The 25,047-nt window shown below is 42.0% G+C and carries 17 protein-coding genes; 6 read left to right on the plus strand and 11 right to left on the minus strand.

The window, feature by feature from the left end; translation table 11 throughout:
* Positions 1–615: 615 nt before the first annotated feature.
* The 3 genes from JMY09_RS03470 to JMY09_RS03480 form a co-directional block, all read right to left on the minus strand.
* Positions 616–1,497 (minus strand): ATP-binding cassette domain-containing protein, encoded by an 882-nt coding sequence (locus tag JMY09_RS03470; protein WP_201622208.1) that lies wholly within the window; start codon positions 1,495–1,497, stop codon positions 616–618.
* A gap of 81 nt (positions 1,498–1,578) precedes the next feature.
* On the minus strand, positions 1,579–3,531 hold the full coding sequence (locus tag JMY09_RS03475) for a glycine betaine ABC transporter substrate-binding protein (RefSeq protein WP_201622209.1): 1,953 nt from the start codon (positions 3,529–3,531) through the stop codon (positions 1,579–1,581).
* 419 nt (positions 3,532–3,950) lie between these two features.
* On the minus strand, positions 3,951–5,453 hold the full coding sequence (locus JMY09_RS03480) for a coniferyl aldehyde dehydrogenase (RefSeq protein ID WP_201622210.1): 1,503 nt from the start codon (positions 5,451–5,453) through the stop codon (positions 3,951–3,953).
* 555 nt (positions 5,454–6,008) lie between these two features.
* On the opposite strand from JMY09_RS03480, the gene JMY09_RS03485 reads away from it, so the two are divergent.
* The 3 genes from JMY09_RS03485 (at position 6,009) to JMY09_RS03495 (ending at position 8,361) form a co-directional block, all read left to right on the plus strand.
* A complete protein-coding gene (locus tag JMY09_RS03485; RefSeq protein ID WP_227677156.1) occupies positions 6,009–6,782 on the plus strand; it encodes a lipoyl protein ligase domain-containing protein in 774 nt (257 codons plus the stop codon).
* Between the two features lie 341 nt (positions 6,783–7,123).
* Positions 7,124–7,654, plus strand: coding sequence for an inorganic diphosphatase (locus tag JMY09_RS03490; RefSeq protein WP_201622211.1), 531 nt, complete (start codon positions 7,124–7,126; stop codon positions 7,652–7,654).
* Positions 7,655–7,893: 239 nt separating this feature from the next.
* Positions 7,894–8,361: a hypothetical protein gene (locus JMY09_RS03495; RefSeq protein WP_201622212.1), complete on the plus strand. Its 468-nt coding sequence runs from the start codon at positions 7,894–7,896 to the stop codon at positions 8,359–8,361.
* Between the two features lie 110 nt (positions 8,362–8,471).
* On the opposite strand, the gene JMY09_RS03500 is transcribed toward JMY09_RS03495, so the two are convergent.
* From JMY09_RS03500 to JMY09_RS03515, 4 genes are all read right to left on the minus strand, one after another.
* Positions 8,472–9,359, minus strand: a complete 888-nt coding sequence (locus JMY09_RS03500; protein ID WP_201622213.1) for an SDR family NAD(P)-dependent oxidoreductase — start codon at positions 9,357–9,359, stop codon at positions 8,472–8,474.
* 190 nt (positions 9,360–9,549) lie between these two features.
* A complete protein-coding gene (gene dusB, locus JMY09_RS03505) occupies positions 9,550–10,548 on the minus strand; it encodes a tRNA dihydrouridine synthase DusB (protein ID WP_201622365.1) in 999 nt (332 codons plus the stop codon).
* Positions 10,549–10,751: 203 nt separating this feature from the next.
* On the minus strand, positions 10,752–12,794 hold the full coding sequence (locus JMY09_RS03510) for a BCCT family transporter (RefSeq protein ID WP_201622214.1): 2,043 nt from the start codon (positions 12,792–12,794) through the stop codon (positions 10,752–10,754).
* Positions 12,795–13,106: 312 nt separating this feature from the next.
* Complete coding sequence (locus tag JMY09_RS03515; RefSeq protein WP_201622215.1) at positions 13,107–13,547, minus strand: HIT family protein; 441 nt, start codon at positions 13,545–13,547, stop codon at positions 13,107–13,109.
* Between the two features lie 419 nt (positions 13,548–13,966).
* Here JMY09_RS03515 and JMY09_RS03520 point away from each other — a divergent pair, with 419 nt between their 5' ends.
* From JMY09_RS03520 to JMY09_RS03535, 3 genes are all read left to right on the plus strand, one after another.
* Positions 13,967–14,728, plus strand: coding sequence for a hypothetical protein (locus tag JMY09_RS03520; protein WP_201622216.1), 762 nt, complete (start codon positions 13,967–13,969; stop codon positions 14,726–14,728).
* A 187-nt stretch (positions 14,729–14,915) separates the two neighbouring features.
* Positions 14,916–16,805 (plus strand): dihydroxy-acid dehydratase, encoded by a 1,890-nt coding sequence (gene ilvD, locus JMY09_RS03525; protein ID WP_201622217.1) that lies wholly within the window; start codon positions 14,916–14,918, stop codon positions 16,803–16,805.
* 209 nt (positions 16,806–17,014) lie between these two features.
* Positions 17,015–18,265 carry a cation:proton antiporter gene (locus tag JMY09_RS03535; RefSeq protein ID WP_201622218.1) on the plus strand — a complete coding sequence of 417 codons (1,251 nt, stop codon included), beginning with the start codon at positions 17,015–17,017 and terminating at the stop codon, positions 18,263–18,265.
* Between the two features lie 52 nt (positions 18,266–18,317).
* Here the strand turns inward: JMY09_RS03535 and JMY09_RS03540 are convergent, their stop codons facing one another.
* The 4 genes from JMY09_RS03540 to JMY09_RS03555 form a co-directional block, all read right to left on the minus strand.
* On the minus strand, positions 18,318–19,706 hold the full coding sequence (locus JMY09_RS03540; RefSeq protein ID WP_379606726.1) for a serine hydrolase: 1,389 nt from the start codon (positions 19,704–19,706) through the stop codon (positions 18,318–18,320).
* Between the two features lie 189 nt (positions 19,707–19,895).
* Positions 19,896–20,576 (minus strand): protein-tyrosine phosphatase family protein, encoded by a 681-nt coding sequence (locus tag JMY09_RS03545; protein ID WP_227677144.1) that lies wholly within the window; start codon positions 20,574–20,576, stop codon positions 19,896–19,898.
* 80 nt (positions 20,577–20,656) lie between these two features.
* On the minus strand, positions 20,657–21,574 hold the full coding sequence (locus JMY09_RS03550) for a MaoC family dehydratase (RefSeq protein WP_201622220.1): 918 nt from the start codon (positions 21,572–21,574) through the stop codon (positions 20,657–20,659).
* Between the two features lie 513 nt (positions 21,575–22,087).
* Positions 22,088–23,488, minus strand: a complete 1,401-nt coding sequence (locus tag JMY09_RS03555) for a 3-oxoacyl-ACP reductase (protein WP_201622221.1) — start codon at positions 23,486–23,488, stop codon at positions 22,088–22,090.
* Positions 23,489–25,047 lie beyond the last annotated feature (1,559 nt).

Below are 25,047 nucleotides of genomic sequence, written 5' to 3' on the forward strand. Positions count from 1 at the left end.
TCAAAGGCGCTGTCTATACAGCGATATTGGCTATGTAACGACATTAGTTAATAAGTGCCGGTTAATAGAGGCCATACTACTGATAAATACAGGCTTAAAATAATAGTTGCAAATGCCGCTAATCAATACTAAGTATATCTTAGGAAAAATTAAAGCAAGCTATCATAAAAAGCCGACTATAACGAAATAATTGCTGAGCTAATAATAAATAGGCTCAGAGCTAGACTTTAGAGTGATGGAGAGTGGCGAGATACGTTTGAACTTCAGTAACTTTAGACTAATAATAAAGTTATTATAGAGTAATTACAATTAGATTTTATTAACAATAACTATTTATTATTTAGATAATGTTAATAATTAGTAAGATAATGATACTGTTGTTTACACAGCTGTTAGACAAGAAATAAATAGGGAATAAAACAGTCACTTTAATAACTAAATAGCTATTAAAGCGGCTTGTTTATTACCTATTAACTAGCAGCCCTTATAGTCAGTATTAGGCTCGACTGCTATTAGTCTATTGACCATTAGCAGAGGTCATTGCGGTCAGAATCAGCACTCTAGCTAGTAAAGTGCAGGATTACAGGATTACAGGAACAGACAGGTTTAGCCCTGCTAATGCTTAGCACGCATAAACTGCGCCACATAATCATCAGCTGGATGCTGACGTAGCTCTTCAGGAGTACCAGTCTGTACCAACCGCCCGCCATTTAAGATACTAATACGCTGCCCCACTTTAATGGCCTCATCAATATCATGAGTAATAAAGACGATAGTTTTATTAAGACGTGCTTGTAGCTCAAGCAATTGATCTTGCAGCTGATTGCGAATCAGAGGGTCAAGTGCAGAGAATGCCTCGTCCATGAGCAATATAGGAGTATCAGTAGCTAAAGCTCGGGCCAGCCCAACCCGTTGTTGCATTCCACCCGATAATTCATCAGGATAGCTGCTTTCTAAGTTAGGTAAGTTGACTTCATTAAGCCAATGCTTAGCAGTTTCATGGCGCTCACTGATACTCATCTTACGTACTCGCAGTCCATAAGCGACGTTTTGTAGCACTGTCATATGCGGCATCAAACCAAAATGCTGAAATACCATACTGATAGTTTGCTGACGATACTGCTGTAGCTCTTTATCATTGAGCTGCAAAATATTGATAGTTGACTCTGCAGTGTGCAGCGTCTCTGTTTTTATCGAGGCTAATGGTGTTGTACTATTAATAGCCGTATCCACCCATATTTTGCCACTAGTAGGATCGATCAGGCGATTAATATGACGTATAAGTGTCGATTTCCCCGAACCTGACAAGCCCATAATACAATGCAATTCGCCAGCTTTTATAGTCAGATTGATATCATAAAGACCTACTGAATAGCCAGTCTGAGCTTTGACTGCTACGCTATCCATGCCTTCAGCCAATAGTGCCAACGCTGACTGTGCTTGGCTATCCGTGGCATTATAGATTTTGCTGATGTTCTCTAGTTGGATATGATTCATTATTATTCTCTTTTAAGCAAACCTTTAAGACAGTAGTGTCGGCACCCAAATTTTAGCTATTACCCTGTAGTAGCCGAGCGCTTAGCCAATATGATGACGACCAGCTGCGATGGTTTTTTGCCTTGCACGGCGACCTTGACCGAACGCTTGGGTAATGCGGTCAATAATAATGGCCACGATCACAATAGCGGTACCAGCTTGTAGACCCTGACCAATATTGAGGGTTTGAATCGATTGTAATACATCTTCGCCTAAACCTGGCGCACCAATCATAGAGGCCAATACTACCATGGCCAATGACATCATGACTGCTTGGTTGACACCAGCCATAATACTTGGCAAAGCTTGCGGCAACTTAATCCAAATTAACAACTGCCAATGGGTTCTACCAAACGAGCGTCCCGCTTCAACCATCTCATGATTAACTTGCGTGATACCCAAAGTGGTCAAGCGAATCAGTGGCGGCAGGGCATAAATAATAGTAGCGAATAACGCTGGGACTTTACCAATACCGAACAGCATAAGCACCGGTATTAGATATACGAAGCTGGGCATAGTCTGCATCACATCTAGTATTGGGGTGACTATTTTGCGCAGTAGATTACTGCTCGCCATAGCGATACCAATAGGGACGCCGATCACCACCGTCACCAATACCGATACGATCAATAGAGCAAAAGTAGCAATCAAAGCTGCCCATAAACCGAACGAGCCAATCAAAAACAACCCTGCGCCACAAGCAAGCGCAAACCATATTTTACGCACCCCAAACCAAGCCAATATCGTCACTGCCAAGATAATTAGCCAAGGCGGAATCACAGTTAATAAGCGCTCAATAGGCAATAATAGATAAGTTAATGCCAAATGACTGATACTGCGAAAAACATCGCCATAGTTTTTGACCACAGCGGACAAGGAGCGGTTTAGCGGACCTTCAAGCGACCACGAAGGAAAAGTGGATGACCATCCTAATAAGGTATTAGGAGCAGGTGAATTAACCGAACGGGTGCTGCTGGTATTATTAGAGCCGTCCTCGCTAAGACTAATGCCCAATTCGCCCGCAAGCTTGTTAGCGGCAGTTTCAGACAGCCAAGCTTGCCAGACATTAGGATTATCACGTAAAAACTCAAGCGCCTGCTCATCCCCACTACGCTTGTTCTCGCTCATTGCTAAGATAGCACCGTTGAGCTGATCAGCAGTGAACTGTACTTTTTCATAGACCGCGGACAACTCTGGATTGGCGCTAATAAAAGGCGCAGAGACAGCAATCGCTAATGGGGATACTGGCGCACCAGTGACACAATCAGAGCTACCATCGGACAGTAACAAGTCTTGCCAGCAGGCATCATCATGAGCGGGAAACTCTATCTGAGCGAAGTCATATTTAGCGATTAAACCTGTAGGCTGCCAGTAGTAGAACAATAACGGCTTACGCTGCTCAAAAGCCGAAGCAATCTCTGCATCCAAAGCGGCACCAGTACCAGGATGAACATTATTAAAAATGCTGTCTAGGCCCGTATTCTTCAGCAGACGAGTATTAAAAATCTCACAAGCCCAGCCAGAGGGACAATTCATAAAGCGTGATTTACTAGGGTCTTCGGGGTCTTTAAATAGGTCTTTATATTTAGGCAAGTCTTGATAACGGCGTAGACCTGGATTGTCATCCATCACATACTGCGGCACATACCAGCCTTGAGTAGCACCGCCTTTGAGCGTATCGCCAATGACCATCACTTTATTATCAGCAATAGCTTTTTCCATGATAGGAGAACGCCCTACCCACTGCTCACCAATGATTTGAATATCATTTTGAGATAAGGCTGTCTCTAACGCTGGCCCGGCTCCAGGTACTTCTTCGATCTGACAACCATAACCACTCTCAGTTATATACTTGAGCACGCCAGTAGTAAACTGACCACTCTCCCAAGTCAAAGCACCAAATTTTATAGGAGTGCTACACGCTGCTGCTGATGCGGTTAGCGGTATTAGTAATGAGCTTAATAATAATAAGCTTAGCGCAATCCATTGACGCATAAATTATCCTATTTATTGATATTCCGGTGGTCAGCGTTAGTAGGCTGTAGCTGTTGAACCATAACAAATAAAGCTTAATAAAAATAATAACTGCTCGCAGCACTTATAGAAGCGCCCTAATAAAAGCAGCCTAAACATAAAGATAAAAATTAATATTCACTTTAGTTACTATCGTAGCTCTTACTCAGGATTCTAGCTGCTTATGCTGTTGATAACCAACCTTTATTTGGTAACCAACTGGCTACCGATGTTATTAGCACCGACTTGCTTGCTAAAAAGCTCATCAAAAATTATAAAGATTCATTACAAGTGGTTAAAAAAATATCAAAAAAAGCGCCTATGGTAATAAGCGCTTTTACAGTTAGCAAAATAAGGGTTATGCAATATCAGCTGTTTCAAGAGACCATTACTTTACACGGTTACTTTAGAAATATACCCATAGCTCTTTTAAACAATCCCTCATAAGGCGGTAAGAACAGATTCAGACCGTTTATTTTAGCTTGCACAAACACTGGCTTCATATGACTTAAACGTTCAAAGCCAGCCTTGCCATGATAAGAGCCCATGCCTGAATGACCAACCCCACCAAAGGGTAAGTCGTGTTGCGCCACATGGATAATCACTTCATTGATGCAGACGCCTCCTGATACGGTATGTGTCCGTAATTTTTCAATGCTGCGATCATCATTACCAAAGATATATAGCGCCAAAGGACGTGGACGAGCATTAACAAACTCAATCGCCTCATCTAGGGTCTCATAATGCATTAAAGGTAATACTGGTGCAAAGATTTCATTCTGCATCACTTTGCTATCAGCTGCCGGCTCGGTGATAATCAGTGGTGGCATTAATCGACTGTCATTATTAGCATCAACATCGGTAATCTTGTGCACTTGATCGGTAGGTAAGCCTGCTACATACCCTTGTACTCGGTTAAACTGCTCTTTATTAATGATATAACTATAATCTTGGTTATTGGCGATATTTGGATAGTGCTGTTGCATCCAAGCAGTGGCCAATTCAATAAAGCGCTGATGATACTTACGATGAATCAACACATAATCAGGGGCTATACAAGTTTGGCCGGCATTGATGGTCTTGCCCATCATCACTCGATTAACTGCTGACTCTAGATTGACGTCATCTAAGACAATCACTGGTGACTTACCACCCAACTCTAGGGTCACTGGTGTCAAGTTTGGTGCAGCGGCCGCCATTATTTTTTTGCCCACTTCTGTAGAGCCGGTGTAGAGTAAATGGTCAAAAGGCAGCTTACTAAAGGCTTCGGCAATATCGACCTCCCCTAATACGACACTTACCATATCTGAGGAGAAATAATGAGCCACTGCTTTAGCAAAAGCTTCAGCAAATTTAGGGGCGGCTTCACTCATCTTCACCATTATTCGATTACCAGCAGTCAAAGCATCGATCATCGGCCCAATCGCCAAATATAGTGGATAGTTCCAAGGCACTATAATACCGACAACCCCTAAAGGCTGAGGTTGAATCTCATTGTGAGCGGGCAAATATAAAGCTGAGATAGAAGCTCGGCGCGTTTTCATCCACGATTTGCCATTCTTTTTGGCATGACTGATACCGGTAAAGCTCGGAAATAGCTCAGCGAACTGGGTTTCAGAAGTACTGCGATAACCAAAATCAGCGCTGATAGCTTGCGCCAAACTGTCTTGATTATCGCTTAGTAGCGCCTCTAAGTTATCCAGCTGATCGAGGCGAGTGCTCCACTCTATTATAGGCTGGCTACGACTCAATTTTTGTAGATGTAAAAACTGCTTTTGCAACTCATCTATGCTGGCTATAATGCTTGGGTTATGTTTAGTCACCGCTTGGCTGCTGGTATTTGAGCTATTGGTAGCTTGGTCATTGAGCGGTTGCTCGTCAGTGCTTTGGGTATTATCAATCATTAGTAATCCTTGTGGTCATAAACTATAGAGCCAATATATTATGGGGTTAGTCATTCATTAAGAAGGCCAGTAAAAGACGCTCAACTCATGACAAATGTTATTTGGATGCCGTTTAATGTAGCCTATTGATTAGCCAATGAAAAGCCTATTTAGGATACTGATAGGTTTGGCATAAGTTACAAATGCTACAGGCTCGCTCGCTGCAACGTCATGATTAGCTAATAGACCCTCGACTTATTCTATAGTCAGTCCTAAGTAAAACAAATACAATGACCTACTACTAGGATTAAAAACTGCTAAACTAGAGGCTCAATGATTACTTCTTATCTGTGGCACAATCCACGCTATTTATTATCACAGCAAAATCATAAGACGCTTACGCTCATGACCTCATCAGCCCTACCTACCCTTTTAGCTACTGACCCCAGCATAGTTGACCTTGCCATTGCTACGAGCATCGCTATTAATGGCACTGTTGCTAATAATACGGTTATTAGCGAGACACTTATCAGTAGATCTTTGAGCGCGGCTGAGTACAACTCTACTCATGAAGCGATGCTGGCGCGCACTCTACAGCGTATCGCCGTCAAAAAAGAGCAAGGGCTACGCAGTCCTGACGAGCTATGGATTGTCGATCATAATGATGTCTATACTTTAGGACAAGCGAGTAAAAAAGAACATATCTTGCAGCACACAACCACTCCTATTATTCAAACTGATCGCGGGGGTCAAGTGACTTGGCATGGGCATGGGCAGTTGGTGATTTATTGGTTATTTGACTTGCACAGTCTGGGCTGGAGTGTGCGCCATTTAGTCTCTCATGCTGAACAAGCAATTGAAGATGTGCTTAATGACTGCCTAAAGGCAACTGAGTCAAATGCGGCTGTCAGTACTAATACTATTAGTGCTCATGCTCGCCGCGATGCCCCTGGGGTCTATCTATATAGTAATGCTGGCCCTGATGCTGATACTGATACTGATACTGATACTGATAAAGACAACACTATTATGCTCGGTAAAATTGCCTCTCTAGGCTTCAAAATCAAGCATGGTTTTAGCTATCACGGCATTGCGCTGAATATCAATTGTGATCTAGCAGCGTTTAATGCTATCAATCCTTGTGGCTATGCTGGCATGCAGATGTTACGAATAGCTGATTTTATTAGTATGACTGATAGTATTGACGACGCTGTTGCCAACAGTGCTAATAAGAACAGTAATGAAAGCGATAAATCATTGAGCTATGAGCAAGTGACCCAAAAGCTTATTGATAACATTGCTCAACGCCATGCCGGGCTGATAGAACTACGGGCTATTGGTACAAAATAATTTTTTGCTACTAATAACAGCTAATAATGACTAATAAGAAGCAATAGCTGATAATCATAACTTATAAGCAGATAAGGTCTGTTACCTTGTTATTATAAGGTCTTTAAGTCCCATAAACGATAACCTGTTAATAGCTTAGTTAGCCATTGAGTCCAATTTTGCATAATATCGTGCCTGCTTTGACTTAAGCATAACAAGAAAAACCTACTCAAACTTGCTATACTCGCACCCGATATATTAATAACCCTTGTTGTTTACTGCATTCTTACTATTTTGTGTAGTCGACGACGAAAAATAGATAACCTTATCTTCAGTAACCAATAAAAATATAGGAGCCTCTTATGGCAGATTTTAATAAAATTTTGGACGCAGGTGATGTTGACGGCGGTATTATTAATGTAGTCGTTGAGATTCCAACTGGCAGCAGCCATAAAATAGAATGGAATCGTGAGTTGGCAGTATTTGAGCTAGATCGTATTGATCCACAAATATTCGCTAAGCCTTGTAACTATGGTTTTATTCCACAAACTCTAGACGAAGATGGTGATGAGCTGGATGTGTTGATCATCACTGAGCAACCTCTGACTACTGGCATTTTCTTAAAAGCTAAAGTTATTGGGGTAATGAAGTTCGTCGATGATGGCGAAGTTGATGACAAAATCGTCGTTGTGCCTGCTGATGATCGCAATAACGGCAACGCTTATAACTGCTTAGAAGATTTGCCAAAACAAATCATCGAGCAAATACATTTCCACTTTAGCCATTACAAAGATCTAAAGAAAAAAGGCACTACGGTAGTAGAGTCTTGGGGTGATGTGAGCGAAGCTAAAGAAGTGATCAAAGAGTCTATCCAACGTTGGAAAGATTTATAAGACGCGACTTACTAAGATCAATAGAACTACTAGTGAGTTAGTCAAAGATTTAGCTAGTAAAATATTCGGTTGGTAAGAGACCAGTGTTATAAAAACCGCAGTCATATCAATGAATGCGGTTTTTTTACGTTCATTTTTTAATTATAAAATTGCTATAATATAAAGATACTTTTGCCTGTACTCTATATATCGCACTAAAGCTGTCCATTAATAACCGCTTGTTATCAATAAGGATTTTTATGTTTGACTCCGACCCTAGTGCCAAATCAGTGAACGCTAAACTGCCTCGTGCGGTCGTTATGATGATCGAAAAAAACAATCTAGTGATGGCGATAAAAACTTTAGCGGCAGAAGAAAAAATAAGCATGGAGGAGGCAAAAGCACGTATCGATGCTTATGAAACTAAGCTAAAGGTCAAACAACAACAGAAACTAACCATTATCGCCAATAAACAAGGCATACCTAGCAGCGCTCTTAACTTCGATACAGAGCAAATTGAAGACAAGTTTGAGCCGCTATCTAAAGATTGTGTCAAGACCACACCAAGCCAACAAGGCTTTAAGAGTCTGCAAGCTGGGCTCGATAGTCAGCTCGACAGTTTAGGTTATAAAAAACCTCTACTACCTCATTGGGCCAAGCGTTTGCTGGTTATTGGCATTGTCATGCTAGGAATTTTTTGGATTCTATGGCGGATTTTTGCTCAATAGCCTCATTAATAACAGTAACGGACTGGTCTGGACTTAAGATAAAATAATGCTAAAAAAAGGATGCCGAAGCATCCTTTTTTATGACCATAGCGCTAGTGATAGACAAGTACTTAGTGATGTTCACCTGGTAATATTTTGGCAAAAGCACGCTGGGCTAGATTGGGTTTAATACCAGTAATCTGCGCCGCTGATGAGCTTGGGAAAATACGATAGCCGATAGACTGCACACTAACGTTGAATGCTGGAATTAGCGAATAGGTAGCCGAGGCAAATTTGCCCATACTACTAGCTATGCTGTGCGGCTGATCAACGATGGCTTGAGCTACCATTAATGCTGCCTCGTCAGGCATAAGCGCTGGCATATAACGATATAGTTTAGTAGGGGCAATCATCGGGGTACGTACCAACGGCATAAAGATATTAGTCACTTTAATATTATGACCTTTCACTTCAGCAGCTAAGCAACGGCTAAAGGCATCCAACGCGGCTTTTGAGGCCACATAAGCTGAAAATCTTGGGCTGTTTGCTAATACTCCAATGGAGGAGATGTTGACGATTTGACCAGATTGTCTGGCGATCATAGTCGGCAAAAAGCCAAGAATAATTTTGACGGCGCCAAAATAGTTAATTTCCATAGTCCGCTCAAAATCATGAAAACGGCTAAACGATTCATGAACTGAACGACGGATTGAACGTCCGGCATTATTCACTAATACATCGATATGATCGAAGTCTGCTAATATTTTATTACTGGTGGTTTCGATGTCATCCATATCAGTCAAGTCACAAGGATAGTAGCTGGCTTTGCCGCCAAGCTCCTCGATAGCCTCTTTGACAGCTTTTAATTTTTCTTCAGTACGGGCCAATAAGATAACGTGCGCGCCACAGTCGCTAAGTAAAAAAGCGGTACGTTCACCGATACCACTTGACGCCCCAGTGATGAGAATAACTTTGTCTTTTACCGCTTTAGTGATTGCTGCTTTTGAAGGAGTAGCCATAAAAATTCCCTTTTAATTATTCAAGTTCCATGAATGTTTAATATCAGTATAGCAACAATGCCTCTTACCTACCTAGCAGAAGCACTAGATGCCTAGGAGTGGCTTGTAACTTGATTCTAACCCCAGACTACTACAAAGCTAAGAGCATATATTATCACTATCACAAAATGAGGGTTAGTCTATTATGCCGTTATTCATAAGCCGTCAAAAAGGTCTCAACCGCTCTAAATTGTCCAGCAGTACTCTCCTCGCTATACATTGCTTGTCGAAAAGCGTTAGAGTTAGGAATACCAGTGGTATACCAAGCTATATGCTTGCGAGCAATGCGACAGCCAGAGTATTCACCATAAAATTCATAGAGCTGTTGTAAATGAGCTAAGACGATTTGTTTGATTTCACTAACCGTTGGTGCAGCTAAGCTCTCACCAGTGCGCAAGTAGTGCTCAATATCACGAAATATCCACGGTTGGCCTTGTGCCGCACGTCCGATCATTACTGCATCGCAACCCGTCAACTCATAAACACGTTGGGCCTTTTGCGCGCTATCAATATCACCATTAGCAATCACTGGGATACTGATACTTTCTTTAACCTCACGGATCAAATCATAACGCGCCTCGCCGTTATACATATCTTCACGAGTACGCCCATGAATAGCGATAGCAGCGATACCTGCTTGCTCAGCACGACGCGCCACTCGTAAAATATTCTCACGACCATTCTCATACCCTAAACGAGTCTTTAAGGTTACTGGGGCATTGACGGCATTGACGGCTGTATCGAGTAATCTAGCCACTAAGTCTTCATCCTGCAACAGCGCTGATCCTGCCAGCTTACGACAAACTTTTTTGGCTGGACAGCCCATATTTATATCGATAATCTGCGCCCCATTATCGATTTGATAACGAGCAGCTTCGGCCAGTTTATCGGGCTCAGCCCCTGCTATTTGCGCTGATATTGGCGCAATCTCACCATCGAAATTGGCACGATAAAGCGACTTTTTGCGCGCATAAAGAGCAGTATCGGCGATAATCATTTCACTGACCGCATGACCAGCACCAAATGATTTGCACAATTTACGAAAAGGATTATCAGTGACCCCAGCCATCGGGGCCACCATTAGACGGTTTTCGATAGTCAGGCCACCTATAATTAATGGCTGCAATAAGGGATGATGAGGGTTATTCATTACTGGGGAAGCGGCAGCATTAGCCCTAACTTCCCGACTCACTAAAGTATCTATAGACATAAATAACCACTTGCATCCTGATGAAAATCAAGCGGTTATTTTAAGCGTTATTACTGTTATTGCAAGGTATTAACCTCAGCAACTTAGATAAACCCCTATTAAGCATCAATAGCTAATCAGTCTCAATGAGCTAATAGAAGAAGCTATTTATCAAAAACGCTACCTTGTTCCACAGTGATATCATCATCGTGAACTTGCATGCGCCATGGCAGGCTATTAGGAGACTCATTCAAAAAGTGCAAGTATTTTTCGAACTGGTCAATGATATCATTAATAATCGATTCTGCTTGATAGCCATACAAATCGTAAGTTTGTGCGCCCCGACGTAGATACACTTGCGCTCGATAAAAGTGCTTTTGCGACAAGTCACTTTTGGTGTCTTTTGCATAGTAATTGGGCTGGTCACGATGTGATAAGCGCACTTCATACCAGAACTCTACATCATCACCGCGCTGTAGCTCTAGTACCGCTCGATTATTAGTATCATCATAATTGACTTCAGGTAGCCACCCCGTTTCGGCAAACTTCTCCGCCACCTCTGTCATTGCTGATATTACCGTGCCTTGAATATAGCTCAATACTTCCTCACGGCTTGGCTGTTCAGTAATGTAATCGATACGTTCACGCCATGAGTCCAGTTTCAGCAAGTGCGGTGGCAGATGATTGTCATTCGCTAAACTCTGATTGCGATGACCCTCAATACGTAGTGCCCGCCACATCCCAAACATAGCTATTAAGATGATAATAGTGAATGGTAGCGCGCTGACGATAGCCGCTGTCTGTAGTGCTTTGAGGCCACCTGCAAGTAAAAGTACCGCAGCAACAATACCTAATGTTACCACCCAAAACGTTCGCTGCCATGCAGGGGTATCACTTCGGCCTCCTGCTGCTAGTGAATCGATCACTAATGAGCCTGAGTCAGATGAAGTGATAAAAAAGGTCATGATAAGCACTACGGCTAGCGCAGATACTACTTGGGTAAAGGGTAGATTCTCTAGTAGTTTGAATAAGGCAATCGCTTGGTTATTCTGTACTTCGGTAATTAAGGAATCATAGCCTTGAACCATAATCATATTGAGCGCTGTATCACCAAATACTGCGAACCAAAAGAAGGTGAATAAAGTTGGTACTAACATCACCCCAGCGATAAACTCACGAATAGTACGACCGCGGCTGATTTTGGCGATGAATATACCTACGAATGGCGACCATGAAATCGTCCATGCAAAGATAAATAACGTCCAACTAGTGATCCAATCACCTTGCTGATAGGCCTGCAAGCTAAAAGTACGCTCAACAATATTACCAAGATAACCGCCAGTATTTTCCATAAAAGCATTTAAGATAAATACTGTCGGACCAACGATGAACACAAAAGCCATCAACGCTGTTGCCAGTGCCATATTGATAAGCGACAGCCTTTTCACCCCTTTATCCATTCCTGCTAGTACCGATATTAGTGCCAGTCCGGTAATAACTGCAATCGCAATAACTTGTACTGTAGTATTTACTGGGATACTTGGTAATAGATAATTTAGACCCGTATTGATCTGCGAGACTGAAATACCCAGACTAGTTGCTAAACCAAATAAAGTGCCCAAAATCGCAAACACATCGACGGTATGGCCTATGGGACCATAGATTTTGTCGCCAATGAGTGGATAGAGTGTTGAGCGCATCGATAAGGGCAAACCATGACGAAAAGCAAAATAAGCTAAGCTCAAGGCTACTACCCCATTGATTGCCCAGATATGAAAACCCCAATGAAAATACGCAATCTGCATCGCCTCTTTAGCAGCAGCAATAGTCTCAGGCTCTGAGAGAGGCGGCAGCGCAAAATGAGTCACTGGCTCCGCCACCCCATAGAATAGTAACGCTATGCCATAGCCTGCCGAAAACAACATGGCAAACCATTCGATAAAGTTATATTGCGCATCGCCATGATCAGGACCAAGCTTGATATTGCCATAAGGAGAAAAAGCCAAAGCCACAATAAATATCAAAAATAGCGCCGTTGCCAGCATATAAAACCAACCGAAAGTCTCAGTGGTAAATTCAAGCACTTGCTGAAACAATCCGCTAGCGGCTTCTGGGCTAACTGAGGTGCCAATCACTAATAAAATCATTACCACTGCTGTGGGTATAAACACAGGCATTAGGATAGTAGAGCGTAGCTTATTACTCATAAAACGGTCTCGTAAAACAGACTTTTGAAGTGAAAGTTTGGAAGGGATCTTTAATATAGGTCTCTATAACTTTAACAGACTTGCTAAAAGCTAATAACTAATAACTAATAACTAATAACTAATAAATCGTAACTGGAAACAATAGTCTTTAGTTATAGCGAACAATAAAAAAGGCGACTTATTCGCCGCCCTCGGTATATATTAGAAATCCTAGGGCATTTAAGGCTAGGCATTTAACACTAAAATTTGTAAAAAATCAAATAAATAGCAATAAAATCAAAGCTTAGTCAGCACTTTGTTACTTAATAATTATTACTCAGCAATGGCAGCTGCAAGCTGCTTGGCGGTCTCAGCAAGCTCTACATGGTCCGCAGGTTTAGTGGCATGACGCCCTAATTCATGAATACTGTTTGGAATAAGGTGCACGTGATAATGAAATACCGTCTGCCCTGCTTGCGCACCATTTAACTGCATTTGAATAATACCTTCACGCTCAAACACTTGACGTTGCGCTTGCATCACCTTTTTACAAGTCATCAATACTGCTGCTGCATACTCAGGTTCAAGATCAGACAAATCAACTGCTTTTTGCTTAGGAATGACCAATACATGACCTAATGCTTGCGGCATGATATCCATAAAGGCGAGGGTTTTATCGTCTTCATAGACCTTATGGCAAGGGATATCACCATTAAGCATCTTGGCAAAGATGTTATTGTCGTCATAAGTGTTTTGTACTTTAGCCTGACTCATTGTTTTACTCCTTTAGTGAATATTGGGGTTAAGATGAGAGTTTACATTCTACGATATAGTGAAGCAAAGGCGGATTGAGTACAAGTTATCGTCCGAACATAATTAGCCAGTCGTAAATGAGAGAAACACCATAAGGCACTACTAGGATTAATTTTTCTTGCTCGCTGTGTTTGAGTAGACAGAGGCTATCAATCTCAGTAGCACGCTCCTGTTTTAAACACAAATCGCCTATGTCAGTGCCGATTAAGCGCTTATTTGAGAAACTAAATTCTATTTTTATAATGAAAGCTTATACTTTACCGCTAAAACATCAAAGCTCAATAAAATATAGCTTTGCCGAGCAAAAAACACTAAACTCTTGGCGAGATCGAAGACAAAAAATGTTATATTAGTAGCCTACCATTTATAATAGCAAGCTTATGGATTTGACTACTTTGCCAACTCAATCATCAGATTATACTGACGCTTCTACAACTAACGCTATTGCTGGCAGTAGCACTCATGATGAGACATTGCAGGCTACTATAGACGATAGCCCAGCTATAACCCTTAGCCCCAATACTATGGTTTTGGCTGAAGTCTTGAGCGATGAAACCCTCAACTGGCGTATTCATAACTGCAAAATCAGCGAAAAGACGGTCACTCAAGACTTGCCAATGCTGTTTTTATACCATTATGATAGTCTAGATGACAGTATTAAGCAGGCTTATCCACTAACTCCCTCCTTACTTGCCAAGTTCAATACCCCAATGACTGCCAGTGAGGCAGCAACTTTTATTGGTATTGATAGCAAGTTAATAGCTAGCCCTTGGCAGGTAAAAGTTATTGGCTCATTAGTGGTATTTAGTGAAGCGTTACAACTGGCAGTGCGTCTGCATTGGACTAATACTGGCAAAACCACCGAACAGCTTTATACCAAAGACGCCGCTGAGGCACTAATCGCTGCCTTTAAAGAATGGCAGTTCTTTGGTCGTATTGATGTACTGTATAAAAACCAACAGCAGACCTTAGTCAGCATCGACGAGCACAACGCCAGTGATCAGCCACTTCTGACTTTCAGTCCCAGTACTGAGTATCACTACTTGCCAGCAAGCCACGCCTTAACCATTATCGCTAAATTAGAAGCGGATAAAGTACAGCTACCTTGGTTTGAATCAGCAATTCTAGAGCGGCTTGGGTAGCACTTTGTGCTGATTGTTTGATATTATCTGCGTATTATTTTAGCTACCTTCCAGTTACCTATAGCTAATGGTATGGTAGCGACCTAGTATTATTCACTAGTACTCACTGTTGATAAAAAGCACACTATTACTATCCCCCTACTGCTGCACACTTTAATAAATCTCGACTAATTGTAAGGACTATCGCATGGACTATCGCTCAAAAACCTCTACCGGCGGCCGTAATATGGCAGGTGCTCGGGCATTATGGCGCGCCACTGGCATGACTGATGGCGACTTTGGTAAGCCAATTATCGCTATTGCCAACTCTTTTACCCAGTTTGTGCCGGGTCACGTGCATCTAAAAGACTTAGGTCAACTAGTCGCCCGTGAGATTGAGCGCGCTGGTGGCGTGGCCAAAGAGTTTAATACTATTGCGGTCGATGATGGTATTGCGATGGGTCATAGCGGTATGCTGTATTCCCTACCAAGTCGCGACTTGATTGCTGATTCTGTAGAATATATGGTCAATGCTCACTGCGCCGATGCGCTAGTTTGTATTTCTAACTGTGATAAAATTACCCCCGGTATGTTAATGGCGGCGTTGCGCCTTAATATTCCAGTAGTATTTATCTCAGGTGGCCCTATGGAAGCCGGTAAAATTCTAGCCAGCACTGTTGCCAAAAGCCACAATAATGATGATGACAGTAGCCCTAGTGCAATTCGTAAACTGGATCTCGTTGACGCGATGATGGATGCTGCAGACGATAACATCAGTGACGAAGATGTCGCCGCTATTGAAGCCTCAGCTTGTCCTACTTGCGGTTCTTGCTCTGGTATGTTCACCGCCAACTCTATGAACTGCTTGACTGAAGCCCTAGGTTTAGCATTACCAGGCAATGGCTCGCTATTGGCGACTCACTCACTTCGTCGCGAGCTATTCTTAGAAGCGGGTCGCACTATTGTAGCGCTTGCCAAGCGCCGCTATGAGCAAGATGATGATTCAGTGCTACCACGTTCAATTGCTACAAAAGCGGCTTTTGAAAATGCGATGACCTTAGATATCGCAATGGGCGGCTCAACCAATACTATCCTGCATTTACTAGCCGCTGCTCATGAAGCAGAAGTAGACTTTAAAATGCACGATATTGACCGCTTAAGTCGTGGTGTTCCGTGTTTAGCTAAAGTTGCCCCAGCTTCGCAAAAGTATCATATGGAAGATGTGCATCGTGCAGGTGGAGTGTTTGCGTTATTAGCAGAGCTAGATCGTGCTAATTTACTCAACACTGATATACCAACTATTCATAGTGCTACTATGAAAGAAGCGATTGATAAGTGGGATATTATGAATCCTGACAATCTCGAAGCGCGTGCACGTTATATCGCCGCCCCAGGTGGCGTACGTACTACCGAAGCTTTCTCACAGTCAAAAGAATGGTCAAACTTAGACGTTAACCGTGAGTCAGGCTGTATCCGTAGTGCCAAGCATGCTTATTCAGAAGATGGTGGTTTAGCGGTGCTGTATGGCAATATCGCTGAGCGCGGCTGTGTGGTCAAAACGGCTGGGGTTGATGATAGTATCTTAGTCTTTACTGGACGCGCACGTATTTTTGAATCGCAAGACGATGCCGTAGCCGCCGTACTTAATGATGATATCATCGCTGGAGATGTCGTTATTATCCGTTATGAGGGGCCTAAAGGTGGTCCAGGTATGCAAGAGATGCTCTATCCGACTACTTATTTAAAGTCCAAAGGCTTAGGAAAAAAGTGTGCACTACTAACCGATGGTCGCTTCTCTGGTGGTACTTCAGGCTTATCAATTGGACATGCTAGCCCAGAAGCGGCTGAAGGTGGCGCTATTGGACTGGTTCACGAAGGCGATACTATCCATATTGATATCCCTAACCGTACCATCAATATGCAAGTGAGTGACGCTGATTTAGCTGAGCGACGTCGCGAGATGGAAAGCCGTGGTAGCGCTGCTTGGAAGCCTACTAATCGTGATCGCCATGTTACTCCTGCCCTACGCGCTTATGCCGCTATGACTACTAGCGCCGATACTGGTGCCGTACGTGATGTGAGCCAAGTTGAGCGCTAAATGCTGACAGTTATTGTTCGCTAATCTCACGATTTCTATTTAAAACGTCCTCTAAAAAGCCAGCTAAATGCTGGCTTTTCCATCAAAAAAATACCAAAAAACAACGTTTTTTTTATTATGATAACGATTATTTGCGAAACGACTTATATTTTCCAGTCATTATAAGCGACTTTTAATTTTTATAAAAACTACTGGTGCTCATAAATCTTATGATCGACAACTATAACTTACTTTTATTAGTCTGTGGCATTGCATTCTTGTTCGGTGCCTTGTTTCCTATTATATTCGGGCGCACGCCTATCTCGTTGCCTATGCTGCAAGTAGTTTTTGGTATGGCTGTAGGTTACTGGTGGACCTCGTTATCATTTTTAGATCCTATAGACAATGGCATAGCTATTGAGAAGCTCACAGAAATAGTAGTGTTAGTCTCTTTAGTTGGTGCCGGTATAAAGATTGATACTCCGCTACTTTGGCGGCTCTGGCGGCCTACCTTACGTTTATTGCTAATCACTATGCCCATCTGTATATTTGCAATGGCAGTGTTAGGTTACTATGCCTTTGGCCTCAGCTTAGGTGCTGCTATCTTACTAGGAGCAGTGCTTGCCCCTACTGATCCCGTATTGGCCTCTAGTATTCAAGTAGGGCCACCGAACACTGGCGGTGAAGACACTACGCGCTTTGCCTTAACCTCAGAGGCTGGTCTCAATGACGGCTTAGCCTTTCCGTTTGTGTATTTAGCTATAAAAATAGCCGAGGCCTACGGTCAAGGGCAAGATTTTACTACTGAGATGCTTTGGTCATGGTTTACCCACGATGTACTATGGCAAATCGGTGCCGGAGTGGTCGTTGGTGTGATAGTGGGTAAAATTTTGGCAAAGCTAGTGTTCTCTAAACACACGCTTAATACCACTATATCTCAAGGTTATGTGGTGATTGCCCTTACGTTATTAGCTTACGGCTTGGCGGAATATATCCACAGCTATGGTTTTATAGCGGTGTTTATAGCAGCGTTCACTTTCCGGCGCTCAGAATGCGAACATGACTATCATTACAAGCTACATGACTTTGCCGAGCAGTCAGAAGGCTTACTAATGTCTCTAGTATTAGTAAGTTTCGGTATCTTGATTGGTCAAGGCTTACAGTCTGGAGTGGAATTGACTTGGCGCGTCTATGCTGTCAGTTTTGCTTTTTTAGTACTCATACGTCCCTTAGCTGGCCTCCTTGCCCTATCAGGGTTAAAGATGCATCGAACAGAAAAATATGCTGTGTCAGCTTTAGGTATTCGGGGCATCGGTACTCTGTATTACTTGTCTTACGCTATTAATCAAGGCTATTTCAATGATCAAGATGCACTTAAACTATGGATAGTATGCTCTATCGTCATATTGGCTTCGATATTTATCCATGGCATAAGTGCCCCATGGCTACTAAAAATGACCCCTAATAAATCCCACCATTGATTGTCATTATTGAAGAATTTTAATAGTGCAGTTTAATGATGAGGCTAACTGGCTATTGATCAAATAAAGCCAATACTGCTTCCGTCAAAGCGAACTGTCTAATGTCATTGAGCATAGTGACATCGAAATTATGCACAAAGGCAAAAGACAGTTGTCGAGTAGGCTCACACCAAGCTACTGAGCCGTTATAACCCATATGGCCAAAACCTTGTTGTATAGTGTTAGGGTTATTGCTATGACTAACGCTATTTTTACAAACACTAAACAAGCGATGATAGCCCAAGCGCCAATTCATCCTAGCTGGCATGACCGCATCCATACCTGTCTGTTGTACTATTGATAGCTGCTCAAAGGTTTGACTATCTATCAGGATTTTGCCTTGCCAGACACCACCATTAGCGAGCATGGCATAAATAGTCGCTAACGCCTGTGCTGACGCCACACCATTAACCGCTGGCATAACTGCTTGTAGAGTCTGCTGGTCATAGTAATCGATAGGCTGCTTGCTGGCAGGAAATAAAGCTAACTTATAGTTGCTAGCATTTATACTACTAGGATCAAAATAAATAGCATTAATTTGACTAGAAGTTAAGGCCGTTTTATCACCCATTGCTAGTCTTTGCCAGCAACCATAACTTGCTAACTTTTGATAAGTAGCTAAAGTAGCTATAGAATCCGCTCTTAAGGTGGGTTTACGGCGTTTACTACTCGGTTGTGACGGTGACGGGCTAGTATCAGGAGCTGTAAAGTCTTTAGCCAACTTAGCTACCTCGTTCACTCGCTCGGCTGGTACACCAAAATAACAACTATCTGCTATACCTAAAGGCTCAGTTAAATAATGGCGTAGCGCTGCAGCTAAGCTCATATCTGTAACTTTTTCTATCAATGCCCCCAATATCCAGCCATAGACTAAGGCACTATAAGCACTGTCATAAGCTTCGGCATTATCAGGCTTAGTGATTGCCATGGCAGCAACTTTGCCAACCATCTTATCCCAATCAAGCAAAGTTGCAATGTCCGCCTCGATAGTGTTAATAGCGAATAAGCCCGCTTGATGTGACATCAGCTTTCGTAGGGTAATATCAGCTTTGCCATTGACCGCAAAGGCTGGCCAGTAACTAGCAATCGTCTGGTCATAGTCAAGCAATTGCTGTGAGACTAAAACATGAGCCAAAGTAGCGAGTACTCCTTTGCCAGTAGAAAAATTCAACGCCAAAGTAGTGGGTTGCCAAGGGACATTTTGTTGGGCCATACCGACACTAGCTTGCGCTATACAGCTACCTGCATGATAGACCGCTAGTGCGCCCCCTGCTGGCGCATCATCTAGTTGCAGATCATTCAATAACTGCTGCAAGCCTTTCTCGATTTTGAGCTGAGTTGCTTCAGCAACTGTACTAATGTCATTATCAATATTGCTATGGCTAGTTTTATTATCGATCATCATCAAGGCCTTATAGTGTGCAAATAGTATTGAAGCAATAGGGAAGCAGTATTTAAGCAGTATGGAAGAAATATTTTTAAGGTTAGCACTAGCTATCAATTACGGTTAACGATGGACCGTTAATAGTAAAACAGGCCACCCAAAGGTCACCTGTTTTATAACTAATTCACTACGCGCTATCGCCAACTATTACCGAGGCACTAATAAGCGCTCGTGAGTCTCTTGTTCTAGCATTTTCGTCAACCCGTGACTATAGCCTCTTGCCATCGCCGTTTCCATCTTACGACCACGCAACCAGCCAGCACGTAGAGCAGTTGCTGCACCGACTCTACCACCAGACTTGCAATGCATGGCTATTTTTTTACCTTGATACTGACGCAAGATATTATCAAAGGCTAGTATTTTGAGCTGCTTAAGATCAGCAGCACCATTGATCGCTAACTGCTCATAAGCCATGCCGGCTTGAGTAACTGCTGCACCCTCATCAAAGCTTAACTCCTCATCAGGCTGCAAATTAACGACTAGCTCAACCCCAGCTTTAGCCAACGCTTGAACTTTTTCCTCATCAAGCGCCCCGCAAACGATAGTCTGCTCATCAGGACGATAATAAGGCGTCAGTATAGAGGCCAGATCGATAGAGTTATCCGTGTCAAAATGGTCAGTTTTAATATCCGCAGTTTGCGGACTGCTGGTTTGCCAATCATTATTAGGGTCTTCGTTATTAAGGGCACCATTAGCTAGAGTACTCGTAACAGCCTCAGGGTTAACCTTAGCTTCAGTATTACTTGGGGTATTAGCAGCAGTATCTTGGCTTGGCGAATAGTCTGAGCTTTGGGCAGAATTATAAGGGGTCATAATCATAGTTTTCATGATGGCTAATGGAATTTAAGGCTAATAGCGCCGTGTTTGATTACACAATTGTGGCGCTACTAAGGTAATTATATGAGCATTTAAGCTTTTTTCTCGTCCACTAGAGTCACATGACCGGCAAGATGGGGTTTGTCATTTTTGGCACTGTACAAGCCAAACACACAACTGTCATCAGTACTCTCAAGCTTAGCAATAGGTTCAGCGATCAGCTCTACTTCCGCTGGCAAGAAGATCGGTAGCTTAAAGGATACTTGGGCAGAGCAAGCTTCTGGCAACTCGCCCATCATCGCCAAGCATTTGGCTTTAGACCACATACCGTGAGCGATAGCTTTAGGAAAACCAAACGCACGTGCTGATAGAGGATGTAAATGAATCAAATTAAAGTCACCTGACACAAACGCATAACGGCGACCGATATCTTCAGGAACTTCAAATATTTTATGTACGCCTTTCTCATCTACCATCGGCTTGACGGTTACTGGACGCGGCTTACTCTTAAGGCCAGCATTGTCCTTTTTATCACTACGAGCTAGATAAGTAGAAGTACCTTCCCAAATCACATCTTCTTGCGATTTCACTGTAGTGACAAAATCAAACTGTTGACCTTGCGCATGGTCACGTAGATTATCAAAAGTAACTGATAAGCTAACCGTCTCACGCTCGCCAATCTTACGATACTGAGTGACTAAATTGTCGACATGAACTAAGCCTAACATCGCAAATGGGAACGGCTCTTTGACCATCATATTCATCTGCAGGGCTTGGGATAGCACTGAAAAGTAAGTAATAGGAATCTTACCATCGTCCATAAAACCACAAATCTTGCGGTAGTCGTCAAGGTTGTTTTGGTCAATATGTAAGTTATCGACAGAGTAAGTCGCTTGTGGCAATTGATCTTTGCTAACTTTACCGCTATTACCAATAGGTAATAAGCTTTTTATAATATTGGCATAAGTAGTATGCGCTTTTGGTAGTGCATCAAAATGTTTATCTGACATAAGTTAATCCTAGATAATACGAAGTAAATTTTAGGGCAGCTGGTTACTGACCAGTTGTTAAAAGCTTATCCAATAGTTATTAGCGGGCAATTAGACTGTTATGGTACTCATTTTACAGCATTTTATAGTAGTTTTCATACTAGGTTTTATAGTACGACCGTGCGCATTACTCAGTCATTAGCTTAGCTATAAAGTGCTCGCTAAGCCTTTAAAATAAAATATAACTATCATCAATAACAGCCGTTCGGCCAGCTATCGAGTAGTTTATAGCTTGCAATAATAAACCTAAATACCTACTAGGCTCAGTCAAGCTAAAGGCTTTTTCATCTTTATAATAGTATTAATTTTTATCTTTATAATTATATGAAAAAAGCCACCCACAGGCAGCTTTATCAATATTAATTAACAAATTTTTGGTAAGTATTTATTACTACTAGAGCCATTTTAAGCAATGATAATCCAATCAGTTACTCAAAATCTGGGCTCAGCAGCGTTTAGCTAAGTGCGGTAAGACTAGGCACCTAACAAGCTTTGACCACAAACCCGTACTGTATTGCCATTGAGACCACCAGAAGCTGGAGAAGCTAACCAAGCGATAGTTTCAGCAACATCTATTGGTAGTCCGCCTTGACTCATAGAGTTCATCCGGCGACCCGCTTCACGGATAGCAAAAGGAATCACTTCAGTCATTTGAGTCTCAATAAAACCTGGGGCTACTGCATTAATAGTAATACCTTTATCACCACTTGCTAACTGTTTAGCAGTAGCATCTACTAAGCCGATAACGCCAGCTTTTGAGGTAGCGTAGTTAGTCTGACCTAAGTTACCAGCGATACCTGAAATTGATGAAACGCAGACTATACGGGCATCTTGATTGACAACGTCATGGCTAAGCAGATATTTATTAAGTTTGGCAATACTAGCCAAATTAATATTAATAACCATATCCCACTTTTGCTCATCCATATTGGCTAGAGTTTTGTCACGCGTGATGCCAGCATTATGGATAATAGCATCCAGTCCGCCACGCTTTTGTGCTGCATCTGCGATCTGCTCTCCAGCATCATCAGTAGTAATATCAACCAATAAAGTTGAGCCACTAATCTCGCTGGCTACTTTTTGTAAGTCCGCTTGTTGTTGTGGGACATCTAAACAAATAACGTGTGCTCCTTCACGAGCTAGTACCCGAGCGATAGCTTCACCAATACCACGACTGGCACCAGTCACAAGCATAGTCTTGCCGCCTAACGGTTGAGTCCAATCGATATCGATAGCGGTGCCATTACCCACTCGGATCACTTGACCTGATACATAAGCTGAGCGCGCTGAAGTAAAGAATCTTAAAGTTGAATCTAAATTCTGTTCAGCACCTTGAGCCACATAGATAAGTTGAGCAGTAATACCGCGTTTGAACTCTTTACCTACTGACTTGATAAAACCTTCAAGTGCTCGTTGAGCCAAAGCCGTTTCGATATCGTCGGCAGCTTCTGGCGGACGACCGATAATGACTACTCGTCCTGAACGTTCAACGCGACGCGCAACGGCATGAAAGAATTCATAAACTTGCTTAAGCTCACTAGCGTTACTGATATTACTAGCGTCAAATAATAGAACTTTGTACTTGTCTTCACCACTAGTGCTGGCTTTAGCTTCCATGCCAGCATCAGCAAGCGCCTCTTTAATACCATCGTCGCTATTAACAAAAACTTCGACATGCATCTCTGATAAAATTCGAGCGATAGCTTGGCTGACACGACTATCATCGCCAGTAGCTGAACCAATCAGCGCACTACCACGTACCAAACGCTGACCACTCTCAAACCTATCTAAACCTACTGGTAGTGGTAATCCTAAATTTTTTGCAACTTTTTTGCCAATAGACGATTTAACAAAATTGCCATAACGGTCTGACATAACATAATCCTGTGGTTGAGATCAAAAGGGTGAACATTAAGGGGCTAAACATATAAAGGTGATGGTTAGGCTCTGTTAAATACTGACAAATTTATATGGCTAATAGCAGATAGCTTAGCAAATTTATATTTCACAAGAGCGACAAAACCCAGATAATTATAATAATAATTTGTAAAAATTTTTGATAAACGACTTTTTACTAATTAGGGTTACTGGGGCGTATGCAACTTTTGCTAGCAACTACTGCTAAATAAAGCTGTGGAGTAATCAATACTGGTGAGTGAGTTTTAAACTTTATCAACTATACACGCCCCTACTAGACATGTCCAAAAAACAGCCTTGTCTATAGCAATCTGTAAACAAACCAGTATACAAGATAGCCCACTAGCTTATCATCACCTTAGCAAGGCTTGTGTTAAAATCAAGCCTATAGGTTATAGCTTATGTGAATAATGATAACAATATATTATCAAAACTGCCATTATGCAACTTTGGTTATAGATACTGAGTAGTTCTGTAGCGCTATATTTTTACTCTCTCCTAAGGATCATTTTTTTGCAGTGTTAATTTATGGTTACTTACAGCACTACAGCCGTTACTCGATTTGCTAAAGACCTACAATAGCATGATAAAAACTTATTATTATAGGCAACTATAATATTCACCATTATTAGTGCTGCTCAACGTTTGCTATTCCATTAATCCGACTATTATGTTTATTTTGGCTTATGAACGTTTTTAACAAGCCATCTTTGGTTTACTATTAATGATATGCAAAGCAAAATATTGGATACCTACTGGATACTTAATGGCTTGATGCTAGCAACTTACTGTTGACCAGTTGATTTATAATGCTAAGCGTAGCGCCCTTATCTATACTACTGTTTACTTTATAAAACTAGAAGCATAGCGCATGACTTAGTAGCTTTATATATTTTTTGTATGACCTGATATACAGCCTGCATTTTTTAACTTTGTACAATTAACTATATCTATATACCTAAGGAACCTATTATGAGTAACCCAAAAGACAGTCCAGTCATCGACAGTACCGTAGTAAAAAAAGGGGCCGTAGCTACTGCTAGTAAAACGGTTACTACCCCAAAAACTGAAGATAAAGATAATAGCGCCCATTACGACTCTATTGCTGAACTCAAAAAAGCTACTGATATTGTTGATGCTGTTGGCAAACCGGTGCAAGAAACTGCTGAAAGTGATCAAGCGGCTAAAAAAGCCAAACTAAAAGACCAATTGATCAGTGAAGCTAAAGAGCTTGAACAAAATACTGCTGTTGAGAGTGTTAATAAAGCAGCGAAATCAAGCGCAACTGACACTGACAAAGATAGTCAAACCACTGATACAGTAGATGCTGATAAAAAAGCCAGTGCAAAACCTGACAGTAACAGCAATGATGAAAAACAACTAAAAAAAGCTAGCGATAGTAAAGAAGAGCCGAAACCAGCAGAGAAAGCAGAGCCGAAACCAGAACAAAAAGACGATAGCAAGCAACAAAAAACTACCGCTACTGATAGTTCTGCGACTAAGCGTTCTACTGAGGA

The sequence above is a fragment of the Psychrobacter urativorans genome (assembly GCF_904846695.1).
Taxonomy (GTDB): Bacteria; Pseudomonadota; Gammaproteobacteria; order Pseudomonadales; family Moraxellaceae; genus Psychrobacter; species Psychrobacter urativorans.